Genomic DNA, 22,739 nt, shown 5'->3' on the forward strand with positions numbered 1-22,739 from the left:
AACTTAGGAATAGTGAGGACAGGAAAATGACAAAGAAGTTATATTACGAATCTGCTTATATTCAAGAATGGAAGACACGAATCGCACGCAAATTGGAGCGGGCGGACGGAAATTATTTGGTATTGGAAGAGACGGCTTTTTACCCCAATGGTGGAGGGCAGCCTTGTGATCTGGGTTGGATCGATAACATTGCTGTTCTAGATGTCGTAAATGAAGAAGAGCAGATTTTGCATAAAGTTGAGCGTTTTCCTGAACATGAAGAGGTCGACTGCCAATTGGATTGGAATAGAAGGTTCGATCATATGCAGCATCATAGCGGACAGCATTTACTATCTGCTACGTGTCTGGAGGTATGCGAGGCGGAGACGCTCAGTTTTCATCTAGGTGAGGATTACGCCACGATTGATATTGCTCGTCCTGATCTTCCGCAGGCTCAGTTGATGATGCTTGAGCGGAAGGTCAATGATCAGATTTACCTGAATCGCAAGGTAACGAATTATTTTGTGAGTCAGGAGCAGGCTGCCGTGCTTCCGCTAGTGAAGCAGCCGAAGGTAACGGACGATATTCGGATCGTTGAAATTGAAGGTATCGAATACAACGCGTGCGGTGGCACTCATGTTTCCGCAACGGGTGAGATCGGCATGATCAAGCTGCTAAAAGCGGAGAAGCAGAAGGGAAATACTCGTATTTATTTTAAATGTGGATATCGTGCGTTAAATGAGTTTAATGCCGGAATGGATATACTCGGCAGTTTGTCGGTTAAGTTCAAAGCTGCAAAGGATGAGATTTTGGAGCGGGTTGCAAAATGGGATCAAGAACAGAAGCAGATCCAAGCTGAATTGAACGCTGTGAAGGCTGAAAATGATGCTTACTTGGCTGAAAAGTTGTTGGCGGAGCGTCAAGGCAGTCTTATTCAGCATGTATTTGCTGATAAGTCACTTAAGGATATACAGAACTTAGCGGCTAAGCTCACTGAACAAACGGACGTTCTGGTGCTCTTTATGTCCAACGCGGATCATAAGGTGGTCCTAGCTCAGGGCGGAGAGAATGCACTCGCTTGTGGAGCGTTCTTTAAACAGCATCTAGCCGATTATGGCGGCAAAGGTGGAGGCAGTGACAAGATGGCGCAAGCTGGTTTTGGAACGAGTGCGGATGCTGAAGCGTTTTACCATTTTACAGCACAGTCATTAGAAGGATAAAAGATTTTCTATATGTTAAGAGCTAACGATGTGTTTTATAAAAAACATAATGAAATCTGAAATAAGTTGAGATAAGAATGCTTGTGGTATAGTGCTTTAAATGGTAAAATATAACTTAATCGAATCTTAACGGACTAAGAAGTGTATACCTATCCTAGCCGAATGTACGGACCAAGTGTTAGCGCACTTGGTCTTTTTATTCATTTTGCATAAAAAGTATTATAGAAGACTTTCATTAGTAGACAGTTTGGAATTGTATGTCTGTATTTGTGCCTTTGAGGAGGTTGGATAGATGGCATTGCGACCATTCCATAGAGTTATTCAATATATATGCAATACATGTATGAAACGTATTCGAAATATAGCGTGCAATAGGAAGCGCAGAAGACTAATCAACAAAACCCCTACTATTATTTCTAACAATTGTGTTGGAGGTATTATCTATCATGATTTAGGACTACCTTTTAACTCACCAACCATTAATATGTATTTTGAACACGACGAATTTATTAAATATGTAACCTATTTAGAAGAATACTCGAAGACCGAATTGTTTAAAGATACGGATACGGAGGAGAACTTTCCTGTTGGCGTATTACGAAATGAGTTTGGAGAGGTAAAACTGTATTTTATGCACTTTGCATCCTTTGAGGAGGCAAAAGAGAAATGGGAGGAACGCACGAAACGTATAGATTTGAACAATATTTTTATTATTATGGATGGCGTTCTCCATTATACTCAGAATGACTTAGAACAGTTTGATAACATTAAGTACACGAATAAAGTGATTCTTACAAATGGTGTTGAGCCCAACTGTAAATCATCCTATCCGCTTTATTTTTATGATGAAACGTATTTTGATGGTAAATTATTGACCTACAGAAGTAAGTTCAGTACAAAAAGATATTTGGACGAGTTTGATTATGTTTCATTTTTGAATGCTGGTGGCTCTAATTAAAATGCGATAGAGGAGAAGACATCTAATGATGAATGTGAGAAGCGCATATCGCCAAGATATAGAAGGATTATCAGTGGTTCATGTGAATAGTTGGAAGACAACGTATGAAGGGGTTATAGCAGACGCAGTTCTATCAAACTTATCGATTGAAGGACGCAAAAAAAGTTGGGAATGGATATTTGAGAACCAGAAGCAGGATGAAACTACTTATGTAATCGAAACTGAAGGCACGATTGTGGGATTTATAAATGGTGGAAAGAGCAGAGAGCTGGAATTGGACTATGACGCGGAGATTTATTCTCTTTATTTGCTGAAGGAAGTTCAAGGAAGTGGGTATGGTAAATTACTTTTTCATAAACTCGTAAACCAATTAAGATCAGATAATTATCATTCCATGATGGTGTGGGTGCTCGAAGCTAATCCATCGCTTGGATTTTATAAGAAAATGGGAGGGCAATACATATCCCAAAAGGAAATCAAAATCGGAGGAGAAACATTGATCGAAGTGGCCTTTGGGTGGAACGATCTTAGTATAATAAGTGCTGAATGAGGATTAGTTTAGATGCGAGAGTAGAATTGAGAATGACAAAAGGTTATGCTAAAGCTCGAAGAAATAGATATGAAGCAGGTGTACGCAGTGAAAGTTTCATCCAAAACGGCTTTTCAAGCGATGATCAATTATTTAGAAGTATATTATGCAAGAACAAAGTCTGATGATGTAGGCAATATTTTAGGAGATTTAACTAGCGGTTTGGATCCAGCTGTTGAAACAGACTGGGAAGAAGCTATTTTAAAAGCTCAAGAAGCACAAAGTCCCTATTCGAATCGTCTATTTTTGAACAGCGATGTTGTTCTATTCTATCAAAAACAGTACATAGATTCGTCAATTGATGCTTTATTGAAGGAAAACTATAACATACATATAATCGATTGTTCCGAATGGAAAACAGAAATGGATTTTCATAATAATGTTGCACAAATATTAGGGTTCCCGAGTTACTATGGGAAGAATCTTAACGCTTTTAATGATTGCCTTTCAGATATGTACCCTTCAGAAAGTGATATTGCTCTAGTATTTTTAAACTTCGAAATTCTGTCTGGCATTGATTATGAATTTAGTCGTCATGTATTAGATATCATACAATGTCAGGCTAGATCCGCTAGAATTCAAGGGACTCATCTTTGCAGCTTAGTTCAAACTAACGATAAAATAGCAACGTACCGTGATCTGGGCACTGTAAATGCTGATTGGAATTCAGCAGAATGGTGAAATTGTAAATAAGATTTTTAAGTTCCGGGCAGCCAGCATTTCTCTATAATGAGGAATGCTTTTTATTTTATCTGTCATAAACATCAGTTAAAAATAATAATATATTTATTATAGATAAAAATTTATTGCAAAACAATAAATAATGGTTTACATTCAAATAGATGATTATGAAGTGAGGTGTATTTATGAAACGAGGTTCAACGCTTTTTTTAAAGATAGCTGTTATTCTGATGGGAGCGCCGATTGTTGCATTATGTATTTTCTTCCCTATAGTAGCGATGAAAGTAGCATCACATTTTCCTGAGTTGGCATATTTGCAATATCCTGCTTTAATAGGTGTATATGCAACCGCGGCAGCGTTTTTCGTAGCATTATATCAGGCCTTAAGACTGCTAGGCTACATTGATAAGAATATAGCTTTCTCAGATCGATCCGTGCTCGCTTTAAAGAAAATAAAATGTTGTGCAATTACAATTAGCATCTTGTATGTGGCTGCGTTGCCAATCTTGTATCTCTTTGCGGAAGTGGATGACGCTCCAGGTCTCATCGTAATAGGACTGGTTATTATATTTGCTTCAACCGTTATCGCAGTGTTTGCTGCGGTTCTTCAAAAGCTTTTACAAGATGCCATTGATATAAAATCTGAAAATGATTTGACAGTCTGAGGTGAAATGAACATGGCCATTATAATCAATATTGATGTAATGCTGGCTAAAAGGAAAATGAGCGTAACCGAACTTACGGAGAAGGTTGGCATAACAATGGCTAATCTGTCTATTTTGAAAAATGGAAAGGCAAAAGCGATTCGCTTTTCAACGTTAGAGGCAATTTGCAAAGCGTTAGAATGCCAACCTGGAGATATTTTAGAGTATAGAAACGAGGAAGAAGCGTAAGAAGGAACGTATAATCCTATGGCATTATATTCTCGCTTCTCGCCTAAGGGCTATCGGCTCTTCATACATAGGTGTATAATAATGGAATAATATCTGTCGGCAAGCGCCCCAGTCCAAAGATAAGAACTATCTAAGGCTAGGGCGTTTTTTACATGCCAAAATACATTATGAGCTTATACGTTGCTATATCTTTTTAGCCAAAACGATGGTTAAGGAGGCATTTGATGAAGCCTATTTGGATTACTAATCATATATCGTTAAAAGTCATCGACGAAACAAATTCTAAAGAAGTATTGGACTTTGTAGTCAGGAATACAGACTTTCTGAAGCCATGGGAAGTTGAACGAAATGCTGATTATTACAGCATAGCCTATCATGAATCACTGCTTCGTGAAGAATTTAGAAAAATTCAAGAAGGCAGTCTCTTTAAAGTGTGGATCTTTAAGGAGGATACGATTATTGGATCGATAGCGCTCAGTAATATTATAAGAGGAGCTTTCCAATCCTGTCATTTAGGATACAAAATGGATGAGCGAGAGCAAGGGAAAGGAATCATGACTGAAGCTTTGCGAGCAGTTATTGTTGTGGCTTTTCAACAATTACAACTACATCGAATTGAAGCCAACATTATGCCAAGTAATAAGGCGTCTATGAGAGTGGTTGAAAAGCTCGGATTTGATCATGAAGGATTGGCTCGAAAATATTTAAAAATAAATGGGGTATGGGAAGACCATATTCATATGGTTTTGTTAAATGAAGAGATGCATTGATTCAAATCGATATTGTTCATTCTAAGGAGTTCGGAAGGTGATAATTTGGGAAAAGCAGTTCATTATACGATCGAGCCCCCGGACAATTTTCAAGACCTAGTTGACCTTTATGAAGCGCTTGGGTGGAACTCCCTTCATCTCTCTAAAGATGAATTACAACAAATGTGCAGCGAAAGTTTGATACCTTATTATCAATCGTTAGAATATAAGAAGTTTACTACCGGAATGATGATGTAAATTGAACGCTAACATTTTTATTAGGGGGACATCATGAAAACACAGCTAATAAATACTGAAATAGCATATACCAGTTTATTTTCACAAAGCCATGAGGAAGAACACCTTATTCGATTTTGGGATGATGAGATTCCTGATATGTATTCGCATAATTATTCGTTAATAAAAGAGCACAGTACTGACTTAGCGGGAATGATTATAAATGAGCTTACATTGCGAAAAGAACAAAATAAGGATTTTTTACGAATAGAAATGAACTTTGATGTGGATAACGAGATATTGGAGAAGTTGCCTATCAAACCGGAAGTTGCTATTTATGATTATATGTACATTAAGACGGAACAATATAGAAACATAAATGGCAACACGTCCTGTGTTGTTAAAAAAGCTATTACGGATGAAATTATTGCAGATGGTAAAAAGGTAGATATATTGGCATGTCAACAATCTATGGGACTGGAGTTTGCGACAAGAAGAATTGATCGTAAATCTAAAGTTTATCAGGTACCGAATAGCCCGTTAGATTTATACGTTTGTTATGTTGCAGATATACCAGTGGGAAATTGTGAGCTTATGACACTGGAAAACATAGCCAAAATAGAAGATTTCGACATTTTAGAAGGGCATCAAAGAAAAGGTTATGGAAGCGCAGTCATTCGATATTTGTTGCAAAGCGCATACGAGAAAAACGTGAAGCATGCCTATTTAATTACGGACCATTCAGACACGGCTAAAGAAATGTATAAAAAATGTGGGTTTGAAAAAGTTGGTTATAAGACAGAGCTACATTTCCATCTGAAATAATGAAACGCTTCAGAAGAGTTGGAACGAGGAGGGGGCTAGTATGTTTAAAGATTTAAAAGGCGAAGCAAATATGTCACTTATCGTGGGAATGTTATATTCGGCTGTTAAAGAAAATTACCAACGACTACAACTAATCACGGATGGTATGTCTCAAGAAGAAGTAGATTACAAAGGTGCTACTAATCATTTTAATAGTACCGCTCAGTTAATAAGACATCTTATGTACGTTGATCTCAACTGGGTCTACAGAATAAAAGGGGAACCACTTCCGGAAAGTTTAATAGAGCAATACGGCCCAATGATAGATGAGAATAACAGAATTCCAATGGTCAACGGGGTATCATGGAACACGCTCATTTCTCAATATGAGGGTGTAATAGAAATGTTGAAAGATACATGTGCGCAATTAACAGATGCAGATCTAGCTAAGGTTGTTGCCTTTGGGCATGAAAATGAGAAGCAAGCAACGATACGCTGGGGCCTATGGCATATGGCTGATCATAGTCGCTATCATCACGCTCAAATTAATCAGCTGCGGAGATGGTTTGATGTAGAAAAGATGAATTTGAAAAAGGATGATACCAATGCTCGGGCTACCTAAAGGCCAAGTCTACCTTGTTCCTTGGACGGAACAGTGGGAAATTGAATTTAATGAAGAAGTGAGCAAAATTAGGTGCGAAATAAATGGTGGCATCGTGGCAATTCATCACATAGGAAGTACAGCTGTGAAAGGCTTAAGCGCTAAGCCGATTATAGACATTGCGATAGAGCTAAAATCATTTGATGCCGGCATCCATTGTGTACCTGGATTAGAGAGGCTTGGATACGTATACAGAGGAACCGATGTGCTGCCTGATCGGCATTATTTTAATAAAGGAGAGCCGAGAACACATCAAATCCATATGTTTCAGACCGGAAGCGAGTATCTTGATAAGCAGCTGACATTGAGAGATTATTTAAGAGAAAATGAAGATGCTAGGAACGAATATCAAGAACTTAAACAAAAATTGACGATGGAACACTCGACAAACAAGTTAGCTTATGCGGATTCAAAGACCGTTTTCATAAACAAAATTATATGGGAAGCTAATCAAGGAAAGTAGTAACTGCGTACGATATAGTAGCACTGTCTCGAAACTGGACTTACATCGCCTGTTATTTAAATGTACAATAGTGTAAGTGGCTATACAGCAACAGATGACCCTGCCGGATATAAAAGTATCTAAGGTAGGGTCATTTCGTTATAATTGCAGCACCTAAATACTATAAAGTCTAATACTAAAGTCTTTTAAACGGAGATATGAAAATGATACAGAGTCTATTTGTTGTATGTGTTTTAACGATGATCATACACATGTTTGAAACCTTATCTTATTCGTTACGCTTAGCTGGGATTAGGGTCAATAAACTGGCAGTCGCACTATCTTTAACGGGGATTATTCTATTAGTTTCAAGAACAGCCAATCTGATTCAAGCGCCGATGACAGCCAAATTCATCGACTATGCCAAGATTGAACCTACTTTTGACGTATTAGAATATCTTAGAATGATCCTTATTGCCGCATCCATTGGTACTTTGTTTGCGATATTGCTTTCTCCAACGTTCGCTCGTATTTGGGAAAGGGTAATCTTGAAGCTGCAGCTTGCTGGCTCTCTTCCAAAGATGATTTCGAGTGTGACGATTGGACAGTTAAAGAACGCGAAGCACTATGTGAGGAAACCGTCTTTTCGAATTTCTAACTTTCGTTACTTAGGAATACCCAAACGATTTATCATGTTGAATATACTCGTTACAGGCATTTATTCTGTAGGTGTATTAGCATCCTTATATGCGGCTCACTTGGTACCTGAGTTGAGTACTTCGGCCTCGCAAGCATCCGGATTAATCAACGGAATTGCGACCATATTGCTTACCATTTTTATCGATCCACAAATTGGCCTGCTTACAGACAAGGCATGTCAGGATGAGAAGTATAAAGAGCAGATAGGTAGAATCTACGTGATGCTCATGGCTTCTAGATTTGTAGGTACGATTTTAGCTCAGTTTCTGCTCGTTCCTGCCGCGTATTTTATCAGCGAAATGGTTAAGATTTTCTGACCATATTTTTGAATGACAGATTCGTTGGATACTGATAGTTGAGGTGATATTATGGAAGATCGAAACATTCATGAGACGCAGCGTACTGCGGATAACTCAGAATTAATTGATTCAAGTACAACGTCAACTCTTGAAGACGCACAGCGAATTGAAGGGATAGGTAAAACGCAGAAAATTGTATTTTCAGTGCTTCCCAAACCAGTTCGAATATTCGGATATTTCTTTATTACGATCATTGTTTTATTTGCTGTCTTTGCTTTATTATCTTCATGGTTTTAACATTACATGCAATTGTGCGCAATGAAAGGATAGAGATACATGCCGTACGAAATTGAAAGTAAATTTGTTATTTCTGTAGCTTCCAGTGCTTTATTTGATCTTTCGGAATCTGATCGAGTATTTCAAGAAAAAGGGGAGGATGCTTACCGGCAATATCAAAGAGAGCATGAAAATGAAGTGTTTGCAATGGGTGTTGCTTTCCCTCTAATTAAAAGGCTATTAAGCATCAATACTCCACAAGAGCAGCTTGTAGAGGTTGTATTGTTATCCCGAAACGATCCCGATACGGGCCTAAGAGTGTTTAAGTCTATTGAGTATTATGGTTTATCGATTAGTAGAGCTGTTTTTGTTGCGGGCAGTAATCCATTTGAATATATGGGCGCATTTAATGCTAGTTTGTTCTTATCTGGCAATCCGGAGGATGTTAAAGAGGCAGTAGAACGCGGATATCCTGCAGGTTGTATTTATCCTTCGAATTATGTTGATGATGAAGAGGATACGGAGCTGCGATTGGCATTTGATTTTGATGGTATTATTGCAGATGATTCTGCTGAATCCATTTTCCAAGGCGGTGAATTGGAGAACTTTCATTCCCACGAAAGAAATCTAGCGGGTGAACCGTTGCCTGCTGGTCCCTTGTTGCGGTTTTTCACCGAGATAGCGAATCTGCAAAAGAAGGTAATTGCAAAAAACCTAAGTGATCCAACTTATAAACCAAGGATCAGAATTGCAATTGCGACGGCCAGAAACGCTCCTGCACATGAGAGAGTCATTACGACGTTAAGAAAGCTGGATATTCGAGTGGACGAGGCATTTTTCCTTGGAGGGATTGAGAAGAAGAGGGTACTTAGCATATTTAAACCACACATCTTCTTTGACGATCAGGTAAGCCATATTGAGGGAGTAGCGAGAATATTCCCTTCTGTTCATGTGCCTTTTGGTGTAACCAATAAATAAGACAAAGTGTTGTTACGCACGCAAGAGCTGTACGACATATTTACAACATTAGGACTAAATCCAAACAGTCGAGAAGCGACCGACAGATTGATGCAAATTGCAAATGAAACCTTTTTCATTCCTGAAGAATAGGATGGGAACGGATAAATAAATAGAAGTAGGTGCACGTATGGATGCAAAACGAATAGCTGCTGAACGAGCAGTAGATTACATACAAGATGGCATGATCGTTGGCTTGGGCACTGGCTCAACCGCCTATTGGGCCATTCAAAAATTGGGCTTAAAAGTGCAGGGAGGACTTCAGATAAAAGCAATTGCTACATCTGTTCAGTCAGAAGAGCTTGCAAGGAATCTCGGAATTCCGTTGGTTTCATTTGCTGAAATGAATGAGATTGATATGACGATTGACGGGGCGGATGAAGTGGATCAGGAGCTTAATCTGATAAAAGGTGGGGGAGGAGCGCTGTTACGAGAGAAGATCGTGGCTGCAGCAAGCAAGCAATTTATCGTTATAGTGGATGAGAGTAAGCTAGTAAAGCGTCTAGGTACGTTTCCTTTGCCTGTTGAGATCGTCCCATTTGGGCATGAAGTGACGATAAAGAAGCTTTACGATCTAGGATATGAACCGAGGTTGAGAAAAATCGATAACGAGACCTTTGTAACGGACAATGGCAATTACATCGTGGACGGTCATTTTGGAGATATAGAAGCTCCACAAGAGCTGCACAACAAGCTTAATTTGATTCCTGGTGTGGTCGACAACGGACTATTTGTGAATATGACGAGACGGGTAGTAGTTGGATACCAAGATGGAGAAATAAGTGAGCTTGAAAAATAGTTATGAACTATCCAGAACAAGTAGGTGGAAATATGGAGAGGTATACCCATCTTGGTGTATATGGAATTCTTAAAATTACACCGTTTGTTAAAGAGGTTTTTAATACTTAGTATGGAATAGTTAGATTGCTATCGTGAATCGTATTTGCATGATTAACATATACATCATAGACCTTCCTCATCAAGGATTTTTAGCACGTAGTAACGGGAGATGCTTTTAATTGATATGAAGGGGAGATGTTTGTGGAACTACAGTCTATTATGCAACGGCTAGATGAAACAAGAGACGAATTAGTAGAAATACTACGTGAATTGAATGAAGAGCAGTTACATAAAAGGATAGACTTGAACAGCTGGAGTATTAGTCAAATAGGTCAGCATCTATATACGGTAGAAGAATTATATGTTGTAGCTATAAGGAAAGGGTTAAAGAGCAAAGAGGATTCATATGTCGAAAGTAAACCAATAGACGTGCTGCTGGATAGGAGTAAAAAGTTTGAAGCCCCTGATATTGTGAAGCCAACGGATGAGTGTTTAGGTAACTATGAAATCATGGAAAGACTAAGTAACTCAAGACAGAAGTTATATGAATTATTACACTCCTTAGAAGATCCATCTGTTCTGAGCAGAAGACATTTTATACATCCGGCTTTTCAGGAGTTGTCACTACTGGAATGGGTTAGGTCATTGTACATACATGAGCAAAGGCATATTAAGCAAATACGTGAAATTATAGATGCATGCTAACCCTTAGACGCCTTGTAAGGCGTTTTTTTGTACTTAAGAATGGACTGAATACATAAGGCTGAATATGTATGCATATTACTTCAGTAGGTATAAATATCCGATGTTTACGTTTATTAACTTGTTGTACATGCAGAAATGTATCAAAATGACGAATTTCATAGAAATCTTTACGATAATGTGAAAATCAATACTAACAATTGGATATATATATGATATGATAATAGTAATCCTCAATGGATGAAAAATCTCTAAGTTTTTAGCAGATTGAGGAGGGTCCATCTTTCTTTGTATCAATAGTTTACAAGGGGGTCTAAACATTCCATTTCCCCCTGAGCAAATGAGCTCAGGTTGATTTTTGATGTTAAGATTGCTTTTTTAAGTCGTTGGTGAGTAGCATATTGGGGATGCTTGCGAATCAAGACTGGTGGTACCACATTTTTTCGAGAATCGTTTTTCATGTCCAAAATAAGAATTACAGCACAACTAAGAACTTGAATGGCGGCTTTTCAATGAAAACTGCCAACCAAAGCCACTACCCATGCAAAATCGGGTCCAGGCCTTGGTTTTTGTGTATGCCTAGGGTTTGTAGACGAGTTCTCACTACCTGACGGTAACCGTATGTTATCACTGCAATTTACCGGATTTTTCATAGCCTATAATCGTAATATTTTAAACTATAAATAATAGTGAGAGCCCATGCAGCTAGAGAACCTACAACTTAACTACAAATATTAGCGTGTAAGGACGGTAAAAAATGAGTAACAGACAAACGAAATCAGACGTTATTTTAATTGGTGCTGGAATCATGAGTGCAACATTGGGGACATTGCTTAAAGAATTAGCACCAGACTGGGAAATTAAAGTGTTTGAGAAGCTTGCTAGCGCAGGTGAGGAAAGCTCTAACGAGTGGAACAATGCAGGAACAGGGCATGCTGCACTATGTGAGCTTAACTACACTTCCGAGAAGCCAGATGGGTCCGTAGACATTAGCAAAGCTGTAAAAATTAATGAACAGTTCCAAGTTTCTATGCAATTCTGGTCTTATCTTGTAAGCAGCAATCTGATACGTAATCCGCAAGACTTTATTATGCCATTGCCTCATATGAGTTTAGTAATGGGGGAAAAGAATGTAGCGTTTTTAAAAAATCGTTTTGAAGCGCTGTCAAACAATCCTCTGTTCCATGGAATGGAGTATTCGGCTGACCCGGCAACACTGGAAAAATGGATTCCGCTTATTATGAAAGGCCGCACATCGAATGAGCCTATAGCGGCAACCAAAATTGACACAGGAACTGATGTCAACTTTGGTGCTTTAACGCGACTCTTACTTGACTACTTACAAACGAAAAAAGTTAACATTGAATATAAGCAAAGCGTTGATGATATAAAGCGTACGAGCGACGGCTTATGGGAATTGAAAGTGCGAAATGTCGAGAGTGGTTCAGTGGAACGCCATACTGCCAAGTTTGTATTTATCGGTGGCGGGGGTGGAAGCCTGCATTTGCTGCAAAAATCCGGTATTCCTGAAGGTAAAGCTATCGGTGGCTTCCCGGTAAGCGGACTATTTATGGCATGCAACAACCAGGAAGTGATTGAGCAGCATCATGCAAAAGTATATGGCAAAGCGCCAGTTGGTGCACCGCCGATGTCTGTGCCGCATTTGGATACAAGATATATCGACAATAAGAAAACATTGCTCTTCGGACCGTTTGCTGGTTTTTCGCCTAAGTTCTTAAAAACAGGATCTATCTTTGATCTAGTAACTTCTGTTAAACCGCACAATCTTGTAACGATGCTAGCGGCAGGAGCTAAAAATGTTTCATTAACGAAGTATTTGATCCAGCAGGTCATGTTATCGAAGGAACAGCGTATGGCAGATTTGCGTGGATTTGTTCCAGACGCTAAGAGTGAAGATTGGGATTTGGTAGTAGCAGGCCAACGTGTGCAAGTTATTAAAGATACTAATGAGGGCGGTAAAGGTACGCTTCAATTTGGTACGGAAGTGATAACTGCTGCAGACGGCTCGATCGCTGCTTTGCTTGGTGCTTCTCCTGGTGCTTCTACGGCTGTTCAAGTCATGTTGGAAGTTATGCAAAAATGCTTCCCGCAGCATATAAAAGAGTGGGAGCCTAAATTAAAAGAGATGATTCCGTCTTATGGCGTGTCACTTGTGCAAAATCCTGAACTTATTAAGGAAATTCATGCTTTAACAGCGCGTGCACTTGATCTAAATGGTGAACCGCAACCTGTTGTGTAACTCGGATCTATAAAACATATAATTTAGTTAAACGGCCTTCGTCCTGAGTTTCATGGTACTGAGGCCGTTTTATTTTGACTGGATACGTATCAACAAATGGGAAGATCATTAGGAATATTACATACTAAGCTTAAAGCTAACGAAAGCTTAATTGATCAAGAAGATAGATTCAATTTAGAGACTCTTAGATCAAATACAAGGGACAAATTGAAGCATATTCAGAAAGATTATTCTTTCATGTTGAGTACAAATAAGCTTGAGGATGTAATGGATGAGTTAGTTGTGTATCAGAACATGAAGCAGACGTTTATTCATGGAGATTTGGGTAAATTGTAAGAGGCGTACTTGCATTGCTTCATTACTCAAGTGATGAAGATAGCTTTATGATAAATGCGAGAAGAATGATAGATGTAGAAGTGAGATTAAATAAAATCATTCAAGAGAGGTTTATGTGAGTTGTGTCTTAATATATGAAGGAAATGAGAGCTGAATGAAAAGCATCTTTCCACAGAAATTCACTCGCTTTATAACTTCTACTGAATGATCTTTTCCCGGGCAATAAATTTCTCTTGTTAGTCTTTTAATTGCGTTTTGAATAGTTTCTGAAGTTTCTAATTATCTTTCACCTGTGCGATCGTCTTGTGCGTGCTCTTGTAAAAGATACTTGTTCGATATATGTGGATATTGATGGATTTGATGATGGTTTTTTCCATAATTTTAATGGTATGATAATAGAGATAATTTCTTAATCCAGTTAGGATACAGTACATTATTATTTTAATGGATCACTGTATCCAAGTGATGGCTTAAGAATGATACAAGTTATTAAAATGAGAATAGATGAAAGTGAATAATAGCTATAGAGATCTTACTAAATATAAAATGGAGGATATTTCGTGAGAGGGAAATCAATAAAACTCTACATAATGGGTGAAAATTATAAAAATCTTAAAACAGCAGAATTAAGCAATTGGACGGGAAAAGCTTACATTGGGCAAAGAAAGCACGTTCAGACACTACAAAGTTTTGAGGAGCTATCGGCACCAGGTATCTATGTTTTGATATCAGAAATAGAAGATTCTTTCCAAAAGAAAATATATATAGGTGAAGCGGATGAAGTAAATAAAAGGATTTCCGAGCACTTTAAAAATAAAGATTGGTGGAGTGATTTTGTAGTATTTATAAGCAAGGACGCTAACTTAACAAAATCTCATGTAAGATATCTCGAAAGAGAATTGTATGAAATCGCCAAAAGGAATCAGACTACTATCGAAACTGTAAATGCGAATACTCCCCCAGGTTCAAAATTGCCACTCTCAGATTGTGATGATATGAAAGATTTTAATGAAAACATTATTTTTGTTTTAAGTAATTTAGGAATTATTGATTTTACTAAAAAGAAAGTTACAGAAGTCAAGGAAGATATGGATCAGGAACGCAATAAGGATACCGTTTTTTATTTGAATGTACCTGGAGCTAAAGGTGAAGAGACCAGAGAAGCGATGCTAGTAGTAGAAGATGGAGCATATAGACTTCTGAAAGGATCTTATATACGAAAGGAGCTTGTGAATAGTTTTTCTAGTCATAACTATGTAAGGTTAAGAAATCAGCTTGAACAAGAAGATTTTTTCATATTATCCAACAGTGGCAGTTTTTTTGAACTTGCAAAAGATGTGGAATTTACCTCTCCATCAGCGGCAGCAGCTGTTGTGAGAAATTGCTCAATGAATGGAAGAAGAGAATGGAAATTAAAGAGTGGAATGAGTTTAGATGAATATGAGAATAGAAGCTCTATCGAGAATCTTATTTAATAGGATAAACATACATAAAAGGACGGACAATCATGACGAGACGGATCATTGTAACAGGTGGGGCCATTATTCGAGATAACCAAGGAAGAATACTGCTGCAGAAGCGCTCGGATTACGGTGATTGGGGATTGCCAGGTGGAGGCATGGAACCTGGTGAAACCATTGAAGAAACGATGATTAGAGAAGTAAAGGAAGAAACGGGACTTGAAGTGCTGCATTCCAGTTTAGACTCCATTTACACAGGGGAGCGAATGGAATATACATATCCAGATGGAACTGAAGTTGTTTTCGTTATGTTTCTATTTCAGGTAGAAGCAGATTTACAGGGAACGATTGCCGAAGCTGACGAGAGTCTTATTTTCACTGACCCGTACAATGAGTCTCTTCAGCTTGTATTTAAGCGAATAGAAGATATCGATATCAAAACCATTAATAAAGTACAAAAACCTGTGTTTATGGATTTAAAGGAAGGAAAAGTAGGTGTATTAAGAGGTTAGTATCACTTAGGCGTTTTCCAGCAAGTAATCGGCTGCTTAAGAGCATATATAGGGAGGTGTTTAATCATGGTTCGGTCGAAACAGAGTGCTGTTGCAATGGCAATAATGCTTAGTTTTGTTTATGCGGCTTCTATAGAGGTCATCTCCATCATTATCGGGCAAATCGAGGGTCCCATAAGTATAGAGGCTATTATTTTCGGGCTTACCATTTTATACGCCTTACCGACTCGGATACTTTATCAAAATAAGTACTGGCCATTTGCTTTGCTCATCATCGTAATAGCACCTCTGTTGTCGATTGCTTTTATGAATGTGTTAGGAGATTGGAAGCAGGTAAGTGGTGAGAATGTAGTTGGTGGATTAGAAGCGCTAATGATAAGAATATATCAAATCGTTAGTCTTATTCTAGGAACAGCATTGGGTTTGGTCCGCAATGCTTTCACGGCCAAGCTCAATTAGTTGAAAAATAAAAAAGGTGGTACCTACATATGAATGTTGAATGCATTCGAGCTTCTGAATCATACAAAGAAGTCATTAGAAATTTAATGCAGCTCTATATTTATGATTTTTCCGAATTTATAAAATGTGATGTTGAAGAGGACGGCTTATTTGGCGCGTATCCTTATCTAGAAAGCTATTGGGAACACAAAAATGAAAATCATCGGTTTCCATACCTAATTAAGCAGGAAGGCAAATATGCTGGTTTTGTACTAGTAAGATTCGTCGAATCAGAGGAGCGGAGCTTCTTTACGATTGCAGAATTTTTTGTTCTGAAAAAATATCGGAAAGCTGGAATTGGAAGAACGGTAGCTAAACAAATATTCAACTTGCATAAAGGGAATTGGGAAGTGTTTCAGATGGAAAGCAATACACCAGCCCAACTATTTTGGAACAAAGTAATAGATGAATATACGAAAGGTCAGTTTAGCGATAGAATAGGCGATGGCAAAAGGATACAAACGTTTACGAATTAGCATTACGATAAACGAACTGATTGCCCAACTTCTTAGAATCCCCACAACATTTAATCATTTCAATTACACTTTCACAATCTACTTATCATACAGCGAGGTAACGAAATGACCGCTTTACTGACAGGAATCATTATCGGTATTTCCATAGCAGCTCCGGTCGGCCCAATTGGCATTCTATGCATTAGAAAAACATTAGCTCACGGAAGAGCATATGGATTAGCAGCAGGATTAGGAGCGGCATTGGCTGATGCATTGTACGGGTGTATTGCAGCATTTGGTTTCACAATAGTTATGCAATTTTTAGTGAGTTATTCCAACTGGATACAGCTAATAGGTGCGGTGTTTTTGTTATATTTGGCTTACAGTACGTTTAGAGCTCCAGTAAGGGATCAAATAGATCCTGAATCAAACAATCTGGGATATATGAAAACCTTTGGCACAACCTTATTATTAACACTCACAAATCCATTAACGATCATTTCGTTCATTGGCATTTTTGCTGGAATGAATATTACATCCTCATCGGAGTCATCTTTTATGCTCGTTCTCGGCGTATTTACAGGTTCTGCACTTTGGTGGCTGACGCTTTGTTCAGTAGTTAGCCTATTCAAAAGAATGATTAGCGTGAAATCTATGAAATGGATAAATGCTCTATCCGGCCTCATTCTACTCAGTTTCGGTATGTATAGTTTGTATAATGCCTGCAAGGGACTTATAGGATAAGAGATTATATCGCCTAATACGAGGTGTATTTATGAAATACAATGGCTCTCAATTCTATGATCAAGACCAAGTGTTCAAGAAGTATCTCGAAAGAAGAAGTTGAGGTTCCAGCAATATGGTTGAGTTATCGAGGCAAGTGTTGAAGCATAAACAGGGTAGAGTTATACATAGCTCGATGGAAGAATGGGAGTCTCCTCATTCTTTCTTTCATTTGGTCGTGTCTCGACTCGCGATTCATTACATCAAAGATATTGAGCTGCTGTTTCATCGTTTTTATCGCTCGCTTCAACAGGACGGAAGCTTTGTATTCTCTGTCGAACATCCAGTGATCACCTCTTCACATGGCTTTAGCCAACCAAAAGGGTTTAAGGAGACGTGGCAGGTCGATCAATATTTTTATACGGGGGCCCGTGAGCAGGAATGGCTTGGTGGGACCGCCATTAAATATCATAGAACGATAGAAGATTACTTCGGTGCGCTGCAGAAAGCTGGGTTTATAATTGAAAGTTTACGTGAATCGAAGCCGATGCAGAAAAACTTTGCAAATATCGAAACTTATGAGCGAAGAATGAGAATTCCGTTATTTTTATTTTTAAAAGCAAGGAAACAATAGCTGCTTATGAGACTAGAAAAGGGGTATTAATCGAAATGTCTATGTCACCCTACTATCAAAATTTGAGAGACAAAGTAGGAGCGGAGCTTCTATTTATGCCCTCCGTTGCGGCGGTGGTCAGAAATGAAGAGAGTCATATTCTTTTCATCAGAAAAGGTAACGAACAAATTTGGGGTCTCCCAGCAGGCGCCATTGAAATCGGTGAGACACCAGCTCAAGCGATTGTGCGGGAAGTATACGAAGAGACGGGTTTAACAATCGTACCAACTCAAATTATAGGCGTATTTGGCGGAGAAAAGTATCAGTACCAATATAGCAATGGTCATCAAGTGGAGTATTTAGTTATCGTATTTGAATGTTCTATAATAGGCGGAAAGCTAGAAGCAATGGATGGCGAGGCAGAGCAGTTGTCTTTCTTTCGTGAAGATGAATTACCGGACATTGCAATCCCTTATCCGAAAGAAATATTTTTTAAGAACGTTACAGAGGGTAGGACAGTGTTTGAATAACTGTAGTTAGATCCATGATACCGGTAGTCTATCGAACGATTGAATCATCTTAGTGGTAAATGCTCAGTCAATATAGTTAAGAGAGAAGGTAATCAAAAAATGCTAGCAAATAGGGATATCATGGAGCGGATGAAGCATTTTCAAGTTATTGGGCTCAGTATGGCTATAATCCAGAATGGAAAGCTGAGTCAGGTGGAAGGATTTGGCTTGTGTGAAGCGGACGGTAGCAAATCGATCAACCGTGAAACGATGTTTAGTGTATGTTCGATTAGTAAGTTTGTTACAGCGTTAGTAGTCTTGAAACTAGTTGAACAAGGTATTGTTGATTTAGATGAGGATGTGAATGACAAGCTTATTTCGTGGAAAGTACCGAATTGTAATTTGACATCCATTCATAAAGTTACACTGCGCAACCTGCTCTCTCATCAATCAGGAATCGAAGATCCAGCTCACAGTTTTGGCGTGTTTGATTCGAGTCAAGGTATCCCCACTATGCTTGAAATTTTAGAAGGTAGAACCTTATATTGTTCAGAAGCAGCACGGATTAGCCATGTCCCTGGCACAGCCTTTCACTACTCGGATATGGGCTATTGCGTCGTTCAACAGCTAATCGAAGACGTCACGGGTAAGGCTTTTACACAGTTAGTTCGTGAACTGATATTTGAACCATTAGCAATGAAGAACAGTAGATACGCAAGTGAAACATTGGCGGGGCATGACGTTAATTTTGCTTGTGGTCACCATAAAAATGGAAACGTGATCGATAATAAGTATTGTATATATCCGTATCCATCCGCAGCGGGTTTATGGTCAACGGCTTCAGAATTGGCGCAGTTAGCTATTGAGGTTCTCAATACTTTACAGGATCGTGGGAAACTTGGAATATCGCAAAATACGATTAATGAAATGATTACCGCTCAAGGTTGTGTGCCATGGGCTGGGTTAAGCGTATTCTTTGATCAATCAGGTAGAGAGCTGGAGATGTTCTCACTCGGTTGGGGTGTGGGATATCAATGTATGTTGAAGCTGCAGCCGCATTTAGGTACCGGTGCTGTTATGATGACCAACTCTGATCTCGGTGTACATCAAAATGAAGGGCTAATCGGCGAGTTGATGCGTTCCATCGCAATGGTTGAATAAAATTGAGGTGAGGCTAGTGAAACGAGTAGAAGAGAATGTTTGCATCGACGTGTCGCCAGCTTCCATAGAAGAAAGTCATGAAATCTTGAAGTTATTAAAAGGAGCAGCAAGCTGGATACAAGCAAAAGGAATAAACCAATGGCATCCTGATGAAATTCATCTCGAACATATACATGAGTTTTTCCACAATGGGTGTGAATTTTACTTGGCAAGAATGAATGAAGTCATTGTCGAAACTTTATTCATTTGTTGGTCGGATCCAATCGTTTGGGAAGAGCTTGATGATGAGCAATCTGGGTATATACATAAATTTGCGGTGAACAGAGATTACGTTGGCTTAGGGATCGGGAGTCAATTATTAAGCTGGGCTGAGCAATACATAAGAGATAAGGGAAAGAAGATTAGGTTGGACTGCATGGCTGAGAATCATAGATTGAACCAGTATTACGTAGAGTGCGGATACAAATATGTGAAGCGCTTAGAATGGGGGAATGGATGGAAGATCAGCCTGTATGAAAAGGATTAAGTGTACTCGAATAGAGGCAAGAAGAAAATTTCATGTGGTTGGCAAATGTTCGCGGTTGTGATGTTTGAACGCTGATTATTTCTGGACGTCATCTGTTACCAAGCGTATATTGTTCATATTATGTAGTCACGCTCATAAATGATTGAAGAGGGATGTGGAATGATGCAGCCAGTTAAATTATTTTGTCTACCTTATGCAGGTGGTTCATCTGCTATATATGCCCGATGGAAAAAGTATATTGACTCTTCAAAAATCGAACTTTTGCCTGTCGAACTTGCAGGGAGGGGCGCAAGAATGGAATTACCCCTTTTGGACTGTATGGATGAAGTGGTTGAGGATGTTTATCATACTATTAAAGATAAAATTGGATCTGGTCCGTTTGCATTTTTTGGTTATAGTATGGGATGTCTAGTCTCTCTTGAACTAGCACACCAGGTTGTGCAGAGAACGGGGCGGATGCCGCTTTATATGTGCATGGCCGCAAGAAAGGCACCGCATCTGCCGGGACGGAAAAGCCCTCTGCACACGCTTTTGCCTGAGCAATTCGAGAAGGAGATTATTAAATTAGGAGGCACATCACCAGAGTTCTTCCAGGATGCTGAGCTAGTGCGCCTATTTGTCCCTATGCTTAGAGCAGATTTGAAAGCTTTGGAAACGTATCAATTTCAACCTAAGTCTACTCGCTTGACATGTGATTTTTCAGTTCTTGGAGGAATTCAAGATGACATTACCCTAGAGGAGTTGAGTGGGTGGGGGCAGTATACAGAAGGAACGTGTACAACTTACCAATATGAGGGTGGACACTTCTTCTTGAATGACTACTCAGAGGCAATTGTCCGACATTTGCAACAAACTATTGAAGATGCGCTCCGTGGACAGAAGCTTCTGCACCATGCAGCATTAGAATAAGAGATAAGTTGAAAAAAATTCTGAATTGTGAACGCCAGCCTGCTATTTTTACGATTAACTTCATTCGTTATCGATATTTCATGAGTCATACCACTTCGTGTAAGCGGTTCTTCTCATAGTCCTCTTAAACAATCGATAGGTAAATTTGAAACCATCATGAACCATTATTTTTTCCAAATGTAAATTGACCGTAAGGTGTACTACGAAAGGCTACTTGCTAAAATATGAACAGTTAGTTTAAACCGTTTTCTATAATCATCAAGGAGAAGATTCATGACGATTATTTGTATTGAAGGTGCGAGTTCAGTGGGGAAAAGCACAACATGTAAAACATTCGCTGCTCGATACAATGCATATGTTGTGCCAGAAACGGCATTTCTATTTGATAAACCGCAGCTAGAAGGAAAAGATCTTATGTTGTGGTTAATGGAACGACAAGTAGACAGATGGAAGCTGGCGAAAGAGAAGAGCAAGGAATTTGAGTATGTCATTCTAGACGGGGATATATTTAAAATATGGTACGACTGGGTTTACGGCTTTGAATCAATGACGCTTGAGGAGACGGCGAGCTACTTTAGAGAGAAGCTTCTCAATCAAGAAATATCGTTTCCTGATGCTTATATTGTGTTATGGATTGAAGAAGAAGAATTGAGGATGCGTAAACATTCTGACTATACAAAAACGCGCCGGAATTTTGATAAGCATTTGCGTTTAATAGAACCACAACTAAAGTACTTTACTTACATGAGCAGCATTATGCCACATTCTGTAGGTATTTATAAGGCAAATGATGTTGAGGATAATGTGCAGCATATAGCTAAGCAAAGTGAAATGGTGTATGGAGCACGTAAGGACGAGATTTCTATTTTTGAGAAGATGATAGATTTTTATAGAAATAATACTCCATAGTGGCTTGTTAAAATGAAGTATGCGCTTGTGCATGAAGGAAAACAAAGGTAAAATATAACTATAAATTTAATTGTGCGAGAAGATGCTTTCGTTCCTTATGAATAAACAACTAGATGGAAAAACAGTAGATAATCGTATTGAAAAGACCAAGTGTTCGGAGCATTTGGTCTTTAATTATAAGTAGGATACCTACGAAGTGAGGAGGCAGAACAATGAAGATTGGATTTGTACTCTTTAATGGAATTACGTTTTTGGACTTTATCGGATTTTATGATGTGATTTATCGTTTAAACAATTTTGTCAAAACACAGGGAACGACTTGGGATATTTGCGGGCTGACAGAAGAAATTACGGATGAGCTGGGTTTTACGGTGAAAGTAACGAAGGTAAAGCCAGACCTTTCTCAATACGATTTGTTGTATGTGCCTGGTGGAATAGGAACTCGTAAGCTGCGATACGATAAAGAATTTATTGAATGGCTGAAGCAGGCGGAGAAGGTCGAAACGATTGTATCCGTGTGCACAGGCGCGTTATTGCTTGGGGCAGCTGGTTTTTTGGAAAATAAGAAAGCTACCACTCATCCGAATGCATACGATCTGCTTGAACCTTACTGCGAAGAAGTTGTTCATGCAAGAATTGTGAAAGACGGCAATGTCATTACCGCTGGTGGGGTAGCGACAGCGATCGATCTTGCTTTATATATGGTCGAGCTATATGTTTCTAAAGAAGCGGTTGAAGTCATTAAAAAGCATATCGATTATCCTTATGATATCCAAGGTATTGTTGAAGTTTAAGTACTCATTATTGGAGCCTAACGGATAT

28 protein-coding genes are annotated in these 22,739 nt (G+C 38.8%); all 28 read left to right on the forward strand.

Annotated features, from left to right (window positions below):
* Positions 1 to 26: 26 nt before the first annotated feature.
* The 28 genes from FPZ44_RS05985 (at position 27) to FPZ44_RS06125 (ending at position 22,711) form a co-directional block, all read left to right on the forward strand.
* Positions 27 to 1,199, forward strand: coding sequence for an alanyl-tRNA editing protein (locus FPZ44_RS05985; RefSeq protein ID WP_144988285.1), 1,173 nt, complete (start codon positions 27 to 29; stop codon positions 1,197 to 1,199).
* 292 nt (positions 1,200 to 1,491) lie between these two features.
* Complete coding sequence (locus FPZ44_RS05990) at positions 1,492 to 2,157, forward strand: DUF1919 domain-containing protein (RefSeq protein WP_144988287.1); 666 nt, start codon at positions 1,492 to 1,494, stop codon at positions 2,155 to 2,157.
* Between the two features lie 25 nt (positions 2,158 to 2,182).
* The gene (locus tag FPZ44_RS05995; protein WP_261378225.1) at positions 2,183 to 2,707 is read left to right on the forward strand and encodes a GNAT family N-acetyltransferase; all 525 of its coding nucleotides are present in this window, start codon (positions 2,183 to 2,185) and stop codon (positions 2,705 to 2,707) included.
* Between the two features lie 87 nt (positions 2,708 to 2,794).
* On the forward strand, positions 2,795 to 3,427 hold the full coding sequence (locus tag FPZ44_RS06000; protein WP_186785933.1) for a barstar family protein: 633 nt from the start codon (positions 2,795 to 2,797) through the stop codon (positions 3,425 to 3,427).
* Between the two features lie 185 nt (positions 3,428 to 3,612).
* Entirely contained in the window at positions 3,613 to 4,092 is a 480-nt protein-coding gene (locus tag FPZ44_RS06005) for a DUF2975 domain-containing protein (protein ID WP_144988291.1), read from the forward strand.
* Positions 4,093 to 4,104: 12 nt separating this feature from the next.
* A complete protein-coding gene (locus tag FPZ44_RS06010) occupies positions 4,105 to 4,320 on the forward strand; it encodes a helix-turn-helix domain-containing protein (RefSeq protein ID WP_144988293.1) in 216 nt (71 codons plus the stop codon).
* Positions 4,321 to 4,544: 224 nt separating this feature from the next.
* Complete coding sequence (locus FPZ44_RS06015; protein WP_144988295.1) at positions 4,545 to 5,090, forward strand: GNAT family N-acetyltransferase; 546 nt, start codon at positions 4,545 to 4,547, stop codon at positions 5,088 to 5,090.
* 270 nt (positions 5,091 to 5,360) lie between these two features.
* Positions 5,361 to 6,131, forward strand: coding sequence for a GNAT family N-acetyltransferase (locus FPZ44_RS06025; protein ID WP_144988299.1), 771 nt, complete (start codon positions 5,361 to 5,363; stop codon positions 6,129 to 6,131).
* Positions 6,132 to 6,171: 40 nt separating this feature from the next.
* On the forward strand, positions 6,172 to 6,732 hold the full coding sequence (locus FPZ44_RS06030) for a DinB family protein (RefSeq protein WP_144988301.1): 561 nt from the start codon (positions 6,172 to 6,174) through the stop codon (positions 6,730 to 6,732).
* Positions 6,716 to 7,234 (forward strand): GrpB family protein, encoded by a 519-nt coding sequence (locus tag FPZ44_RS06035; RefSeq protein WP_144988303.1) that lies wholly within the window; start codon positions 6,716 to 6,718, stop codon positions 7,232 to 7,234. The genes FPZ44_RS06030 and FPZ44_RS06035 overlap by 17 nt, the downstream gene beginning before the upstream one ends.
* Before the next feature lie 203 nt (positions 7,235 to 7,437).
* The gene (locus tag FPZ44_RS06040) at positions 7,438 to 8,229 is read left to right on the forward strand and encodes a lipid II flippase Amj family protein (protein WP_144988305.1); all 792 of its coding nucleotides are present in this window, start codon (positions 7,438 to 7,440) and stop codon (positions 8,227 to 8,229) included.
* A gap of 51 nt (positions 8,230 to 8,280) precedes the next feature.
* On the forward strand, positions 8,281 to 8,508 hold the full coding sequence (locus FPZ44_RS06045; protein WP_144988307.1) for a hypothetical protein: 228 nt from the start codon (positions 8,281 to 8,283) through the stop codon (positions 8,506 to 8,508).
* Between the two features lie 39 nt (positions 8,509 to 8,547).
* Complete coding sequence (locus FPZ44_RS06050) at positions 8,548 to 9,465, forward strand: 5'-nucleotidase (RefSeq protein WP_144988309.1); 918 nt, start codon at positions 8,548 to 8,550, stop codon at positions 9,463 to 9,465.
* Between the two features lie 169 nt (positions 9,466 to 9,634).
* The gene (gene rpiA, locus FPZ44_RS06055) at positions 9,635 to 10,303 is read left to right on the forward strand and encodes a ribose-5-phosphate isomerase RpiA (protein ID WP_144988311.1); all 669 of its coding nucleotides are present in this window, start codon (positions 9,635 to 9,637) and stop codon (positions 10,301 to 10,303) included.
* 242 nt (positions 10,304 to 10,545) lie between these two features.
* The gene (locus tag FPZ44_RS06060; RefSeq protein WP_144988313.1) at positions 10,546 to 11,049 is read left to right on the forward strand and encodes a DinB family protein; all 504 of its coding nucleotides are present in this window, start codon (positions 10,546 to 10,548) and stop codon (positions 11,047 to 11,049) included.
* A 754-nt stretch (positions 11,050 to 11,803) separates the two neighbouring features.
* Positions 11,804 to 13,306 carry a malate:quinone oxidoreductase gene (locus FPZ44_RS06065; protein WP_144988315.1) on the forward strand — a complete coding sequence of 501 codons (1,503 nt, stop codon included), beginning with the start codon at positions 11,804 to 11,806 and terminating at the stop codon, positions 13,304 to 13,306.
* A gap of 896 nt (positions 13,307 to 14,202) precedes the next feature.
* Positions 14,203 to 15,117: a GIY-YIG nuclease family protein gene (locus FPZ44_RS06070; RefSeq protein WP_222429794.1), complete on the forward strand. Its 915-nt coding sequence runs from the start codon at positions 14,203 to 14,205 to the stop codon at positions 15,115 to 15,117.
* Between the two features lie 32 nt (positions 15,118 to 15,149).
* Positions 15,150 to 15,614, forward strand: a complete 465-nt coding sequence (locus tag FPZ44_RS06075; protein ID WP_186785934.1) for an NUDIX domain-containing protein — start codon at positions 15,150 to 15,152, stop codon at positions 15,612 to 15,614.
* A 66-nt stretch (positions 15,615 to 15,680) separates the two neighbouring features.
* Positions 15,681 to 16,073: a hypothetical protein gene (locus FPZ44_RS06080; protein WP_144988319.1), complete on the forward strand. Its 393-nt coding sequence runs from the start codon at positions 15,681 to 15,683 to the stop codon at positions 16,071 to 16,073.
* Positions 16,074 to 16,102: 29 nt separating this feature from the next.
* On the forward strand, positions 16,103 to 16,588 hold the full coding sequence (locus FPZ44_RS06085) for a GNAT family N-acetyltransferase (protein WP_144988321.1): 486 nt from the start codon (positions 16,103 to 16,105) through the stop codon (positions 16,586 to 16,588).
* A 105-nt stretch (positions 16,589 to 16,693) separates the two neighbouring features.
* A complete protein-coding gene (locus tag FPZ44_RS06090) occupies positions 16,694 to 17,311 on the forward strand; it encodes a LysE family translocator (protein WP_144988323.1) in 618 nt (205 codons plus the stop codon).
* A 115-nt stretch (positions 17,312 to 17,426) separates the two neighbouring features.
* Complete coding sequence (locus tag FPZ44_RS06095; protein ID WP_261378226.1) at positions 17,427 to 17,924, forward strand: class I SAM-dependent methyltransferase; 498 nt, start codon at positions 17,427 to 17,429, stop codon at positions 17,922 to 17,924.
* A gap of 35 nt (positions 17,925 to 17,959) precedes the next feature.
* Positions 17,960 to 18,433, forward strand: coding sequence for an NUDIX domain-containing protein (locus FPZ44_RS06100; RefSeq protein ID WP_144988325.1), 474 nt, complete (start codon positions 17,960 to 17,962; stop codon positions 18,431 to 18,433).
* 99 nt (positions 18,434 to 18,532) lie between these two features.
* On the forward strand, positions 18,533 to 19,573 hold the full coding sequence (locus tag FPZ44_RS06105) for a serine hydrolase domain-containing protein (RefSeq protein ID WP_144988327.1): 1,041 nt from the start codon (positions 18,533 to 18,535) through the stop codon (positions 19,571 to 19,573).
* A 16-nt stretch (positions 19,574 to 19,589) separates the two neighbouring features.
* Positions 19,590 to 20,099: a GNAT family N-acetyltransferase gene (locus FPZ44_RS06110; RefSeq protein ID WP_144988329.1), complete on the forward strand. Its 510-nt coding sequence runs from the start codon at positions 19,590 to 19,592 to the stop codon at positions 20,097 to 20,099.
* A gap of 162 nt (positions 20,100 to 20,261) precedes the next feature.
* Positions 20,262 to 21,008: a thioesterase II family protein gene (locus tag FPZ44_RS06115; protein WP_261378367.1), complete on the forward strand. Its 747-nt coding sequence runs from the start codon at positions 20,262 to 20,264 to the stop codon at positions 21,006 to 21,008.
* Positions 21,009 to 21,281: 273 nt separating this feature from the next.
* The gene (locus FPZ44_RS06120) at positions 21,282 to 21,917 is read left to right on the forward strand and encodes a P-loop NTPase family protein (RefSeq protein ID WP_144988333.1); all 636 of its coding nucleotides are present in this window, start codon (positions 21,282 to 21,284) and stop codon (positions 21,915 to 21,917) included.
* Between the two features lie 212 nt (positions 21,918 to 22,129).
* Positions 22,130 to 22,711 carry a DJ-1/PfpI family protein gene (locus tag FPZ44_RS06125; protein WP_144988335.1) on the forward strand — a complete coding sequence of 194 codons (582 nt, stop codon included), beginning with the start codon at positions 22,130 to 22,132 and terminating at the stop codon, positions 22,709 to 22,711.
* Positions 22,712 to 22,739: the final 28 nt, after the last annotated feature.

Source organism: Paenibacillus agilis, from assembly GCF_007786455.1.
Lineage (GTDB): Bacteria > Bacillota > Bacilli > Paenibacillales > Paenibacillaceae > Paenibacillus_B > Paenibacillus_B agilis.

Coding starts and splice junctions, on each gene's coding strand:
- FPZ44_RS05990 (WP_144988287.1), top strand. CDS start 1,492: ATGGCATTGCGACCATTCCATAGAGTTATTCAATATATATGCAATACA.
- FPZ44_RS06125 (WP_144988335.1), top strand. CDS start 22,130: ATGAAGATTGGATTTGTACTCTTTAATGGAATTACGTTTTTGGACTTT.
- FPZ44_RS06090 (WP_144988323.1), top strand. CDS start 16,694: ATGACCGCTTTACTGACAGGAATCATTATCGGTATTTCCATAGCAGCT.
- FPZ44_RS06050 (WP_144988309.1), top strand. CDS start 8,548: ATGCCGTACGAAATTGAAAGTAAATTTGTTATTTCTGTAGCTTCCAGT.
- FPZ44_RS06115 (WP_261378367.1), top strand. CDS start 20,262: ATGCAGCCAGTTAAATTATTTTGTCTACCTTATGCAGGTGGTTCATCT.
- FPZ44_RS06030 (WP_144988301.1), top strand. CDS start 6,172: ATGTTTAAAGATTTAAAAGGCGAAGCAAATATGTCACTTATCGTGGGA.
- rpiA (WP_144988311.1), top strand. CDS start 9,635: ATGGATGCAAAACGAATAGCTGCTGAACGAGCAGTAGATTACATACAA.
- FPZ44_RS06120 (WP_144988333.1), top strand. CDS start 21,282: ATGACGATTATTTGTATTGAAGGTGCGAGTTCAGTGGGGAAAAGCACA.
- FPZ44_RS06045 (WP_144988307.1), top strand. CDS start 8,281: ATGGAAGATCGAAACATTCATGAGACGCAGCGTACTGCGGATAACTCA.
- FPZ44_RS06080 (WP_144988319.1), top strand. CDS start 15,681: ATGGTTCGGTCGAAACAGAGTGCTGTTGCAATGGCAATAATGCTTAGT.
- FPZ44_RS06005 (WP_144988291.1), top strand. CDS start 3,613: ATGAAACGAGGTTCAACGCTTTTTTTAAAGATAGCTGTTATTCTGATG.
- FPZ44_RS06025 (WP_144988299.1), top strand. CDS start 5,361: ATGAAAACACAGCTAATAAATACTGAAATAGCATATACCAGTTTATTT.
- FPZ44_RS06010 (WP_144988293.1), top strand. CDS start 4,105: ATGGCCATTATAATCAATATTGATGTAATGCTGGCTAAAAGGAAAATG.
- FPZ44_RS06105 (WP_144988327.1), top strand. CDS start 18,533: ATGCTAGCAAATAGGGATATCATGGAGCGGATGAAGCATTTTCAAGTT.
- FPZ44_RS06065 (WP_144988315.1), top strand. CDS start 11,804: ATGAGTAACAGACAAACGAAATCAGACGTTATTTTAATTGGTGCTGGA.
- FPZ44_RS05985 (WP_144988285.1), top strand. CDS start 27: ATGACAAAGAAGTTATATTACGAATCTGCTTATATTCAAGAATGGAAG.
- FPZ44_RS06075 (WP_186785934.1), top strand. CDS start 15,150: ATGACGAGACGGATCATTGTAACAGGTGGGGCCATTATTCGAGATAAC.
- FPZ44_RS06095 (WP_261378226.1), top strand. CDS start 17,427: ATGGTTGAGTTATCGAGGCAAGTGTTGAAGCATAAACAGGGTAGAGTT.
- FPZ44_RS06035 (WP_144988303.1), top strand. CDS start 6,716: ATGCTCGGGCTACCTAAAGGCCAAGTCTACCTTGTTCCTTGGACGGAA.
- FPZ44_RS06040 (WP_144988305.1), top strand. CDS start 7,438: ATGATACAGAGTCTATTTGTTGTATGTGTTTTAACGATGATCATACAC.
- FPZ44_RS06015 (WP_144988295.1), top strand. CDS start 4,545: ATGAAGCCTATTTGGATTACTAATCATATATCGTTAAAAGTCATCGAC.
- FPZ44_RS05995 (WP_261378225.1), top strand. CDS start 2,183: ATGATGAATGTGAGAAGCGCATATCGCCAAGATATAGAAGGATTATCA.
- FPZ44_RS06085 (WP_144988321.1), top strand. CDS start 16,103: ATGAATGTTGAATGCATTCGAGCTTCTGAATCATACAAAGAAGTCATT.
- FPZ44_RS06100 (WP_144988325.1), top strand. CDS start 17,960: ATGTCTATGTCACCCTACTATCAAAATTTGAGAGACAAAGTAGGAGCG.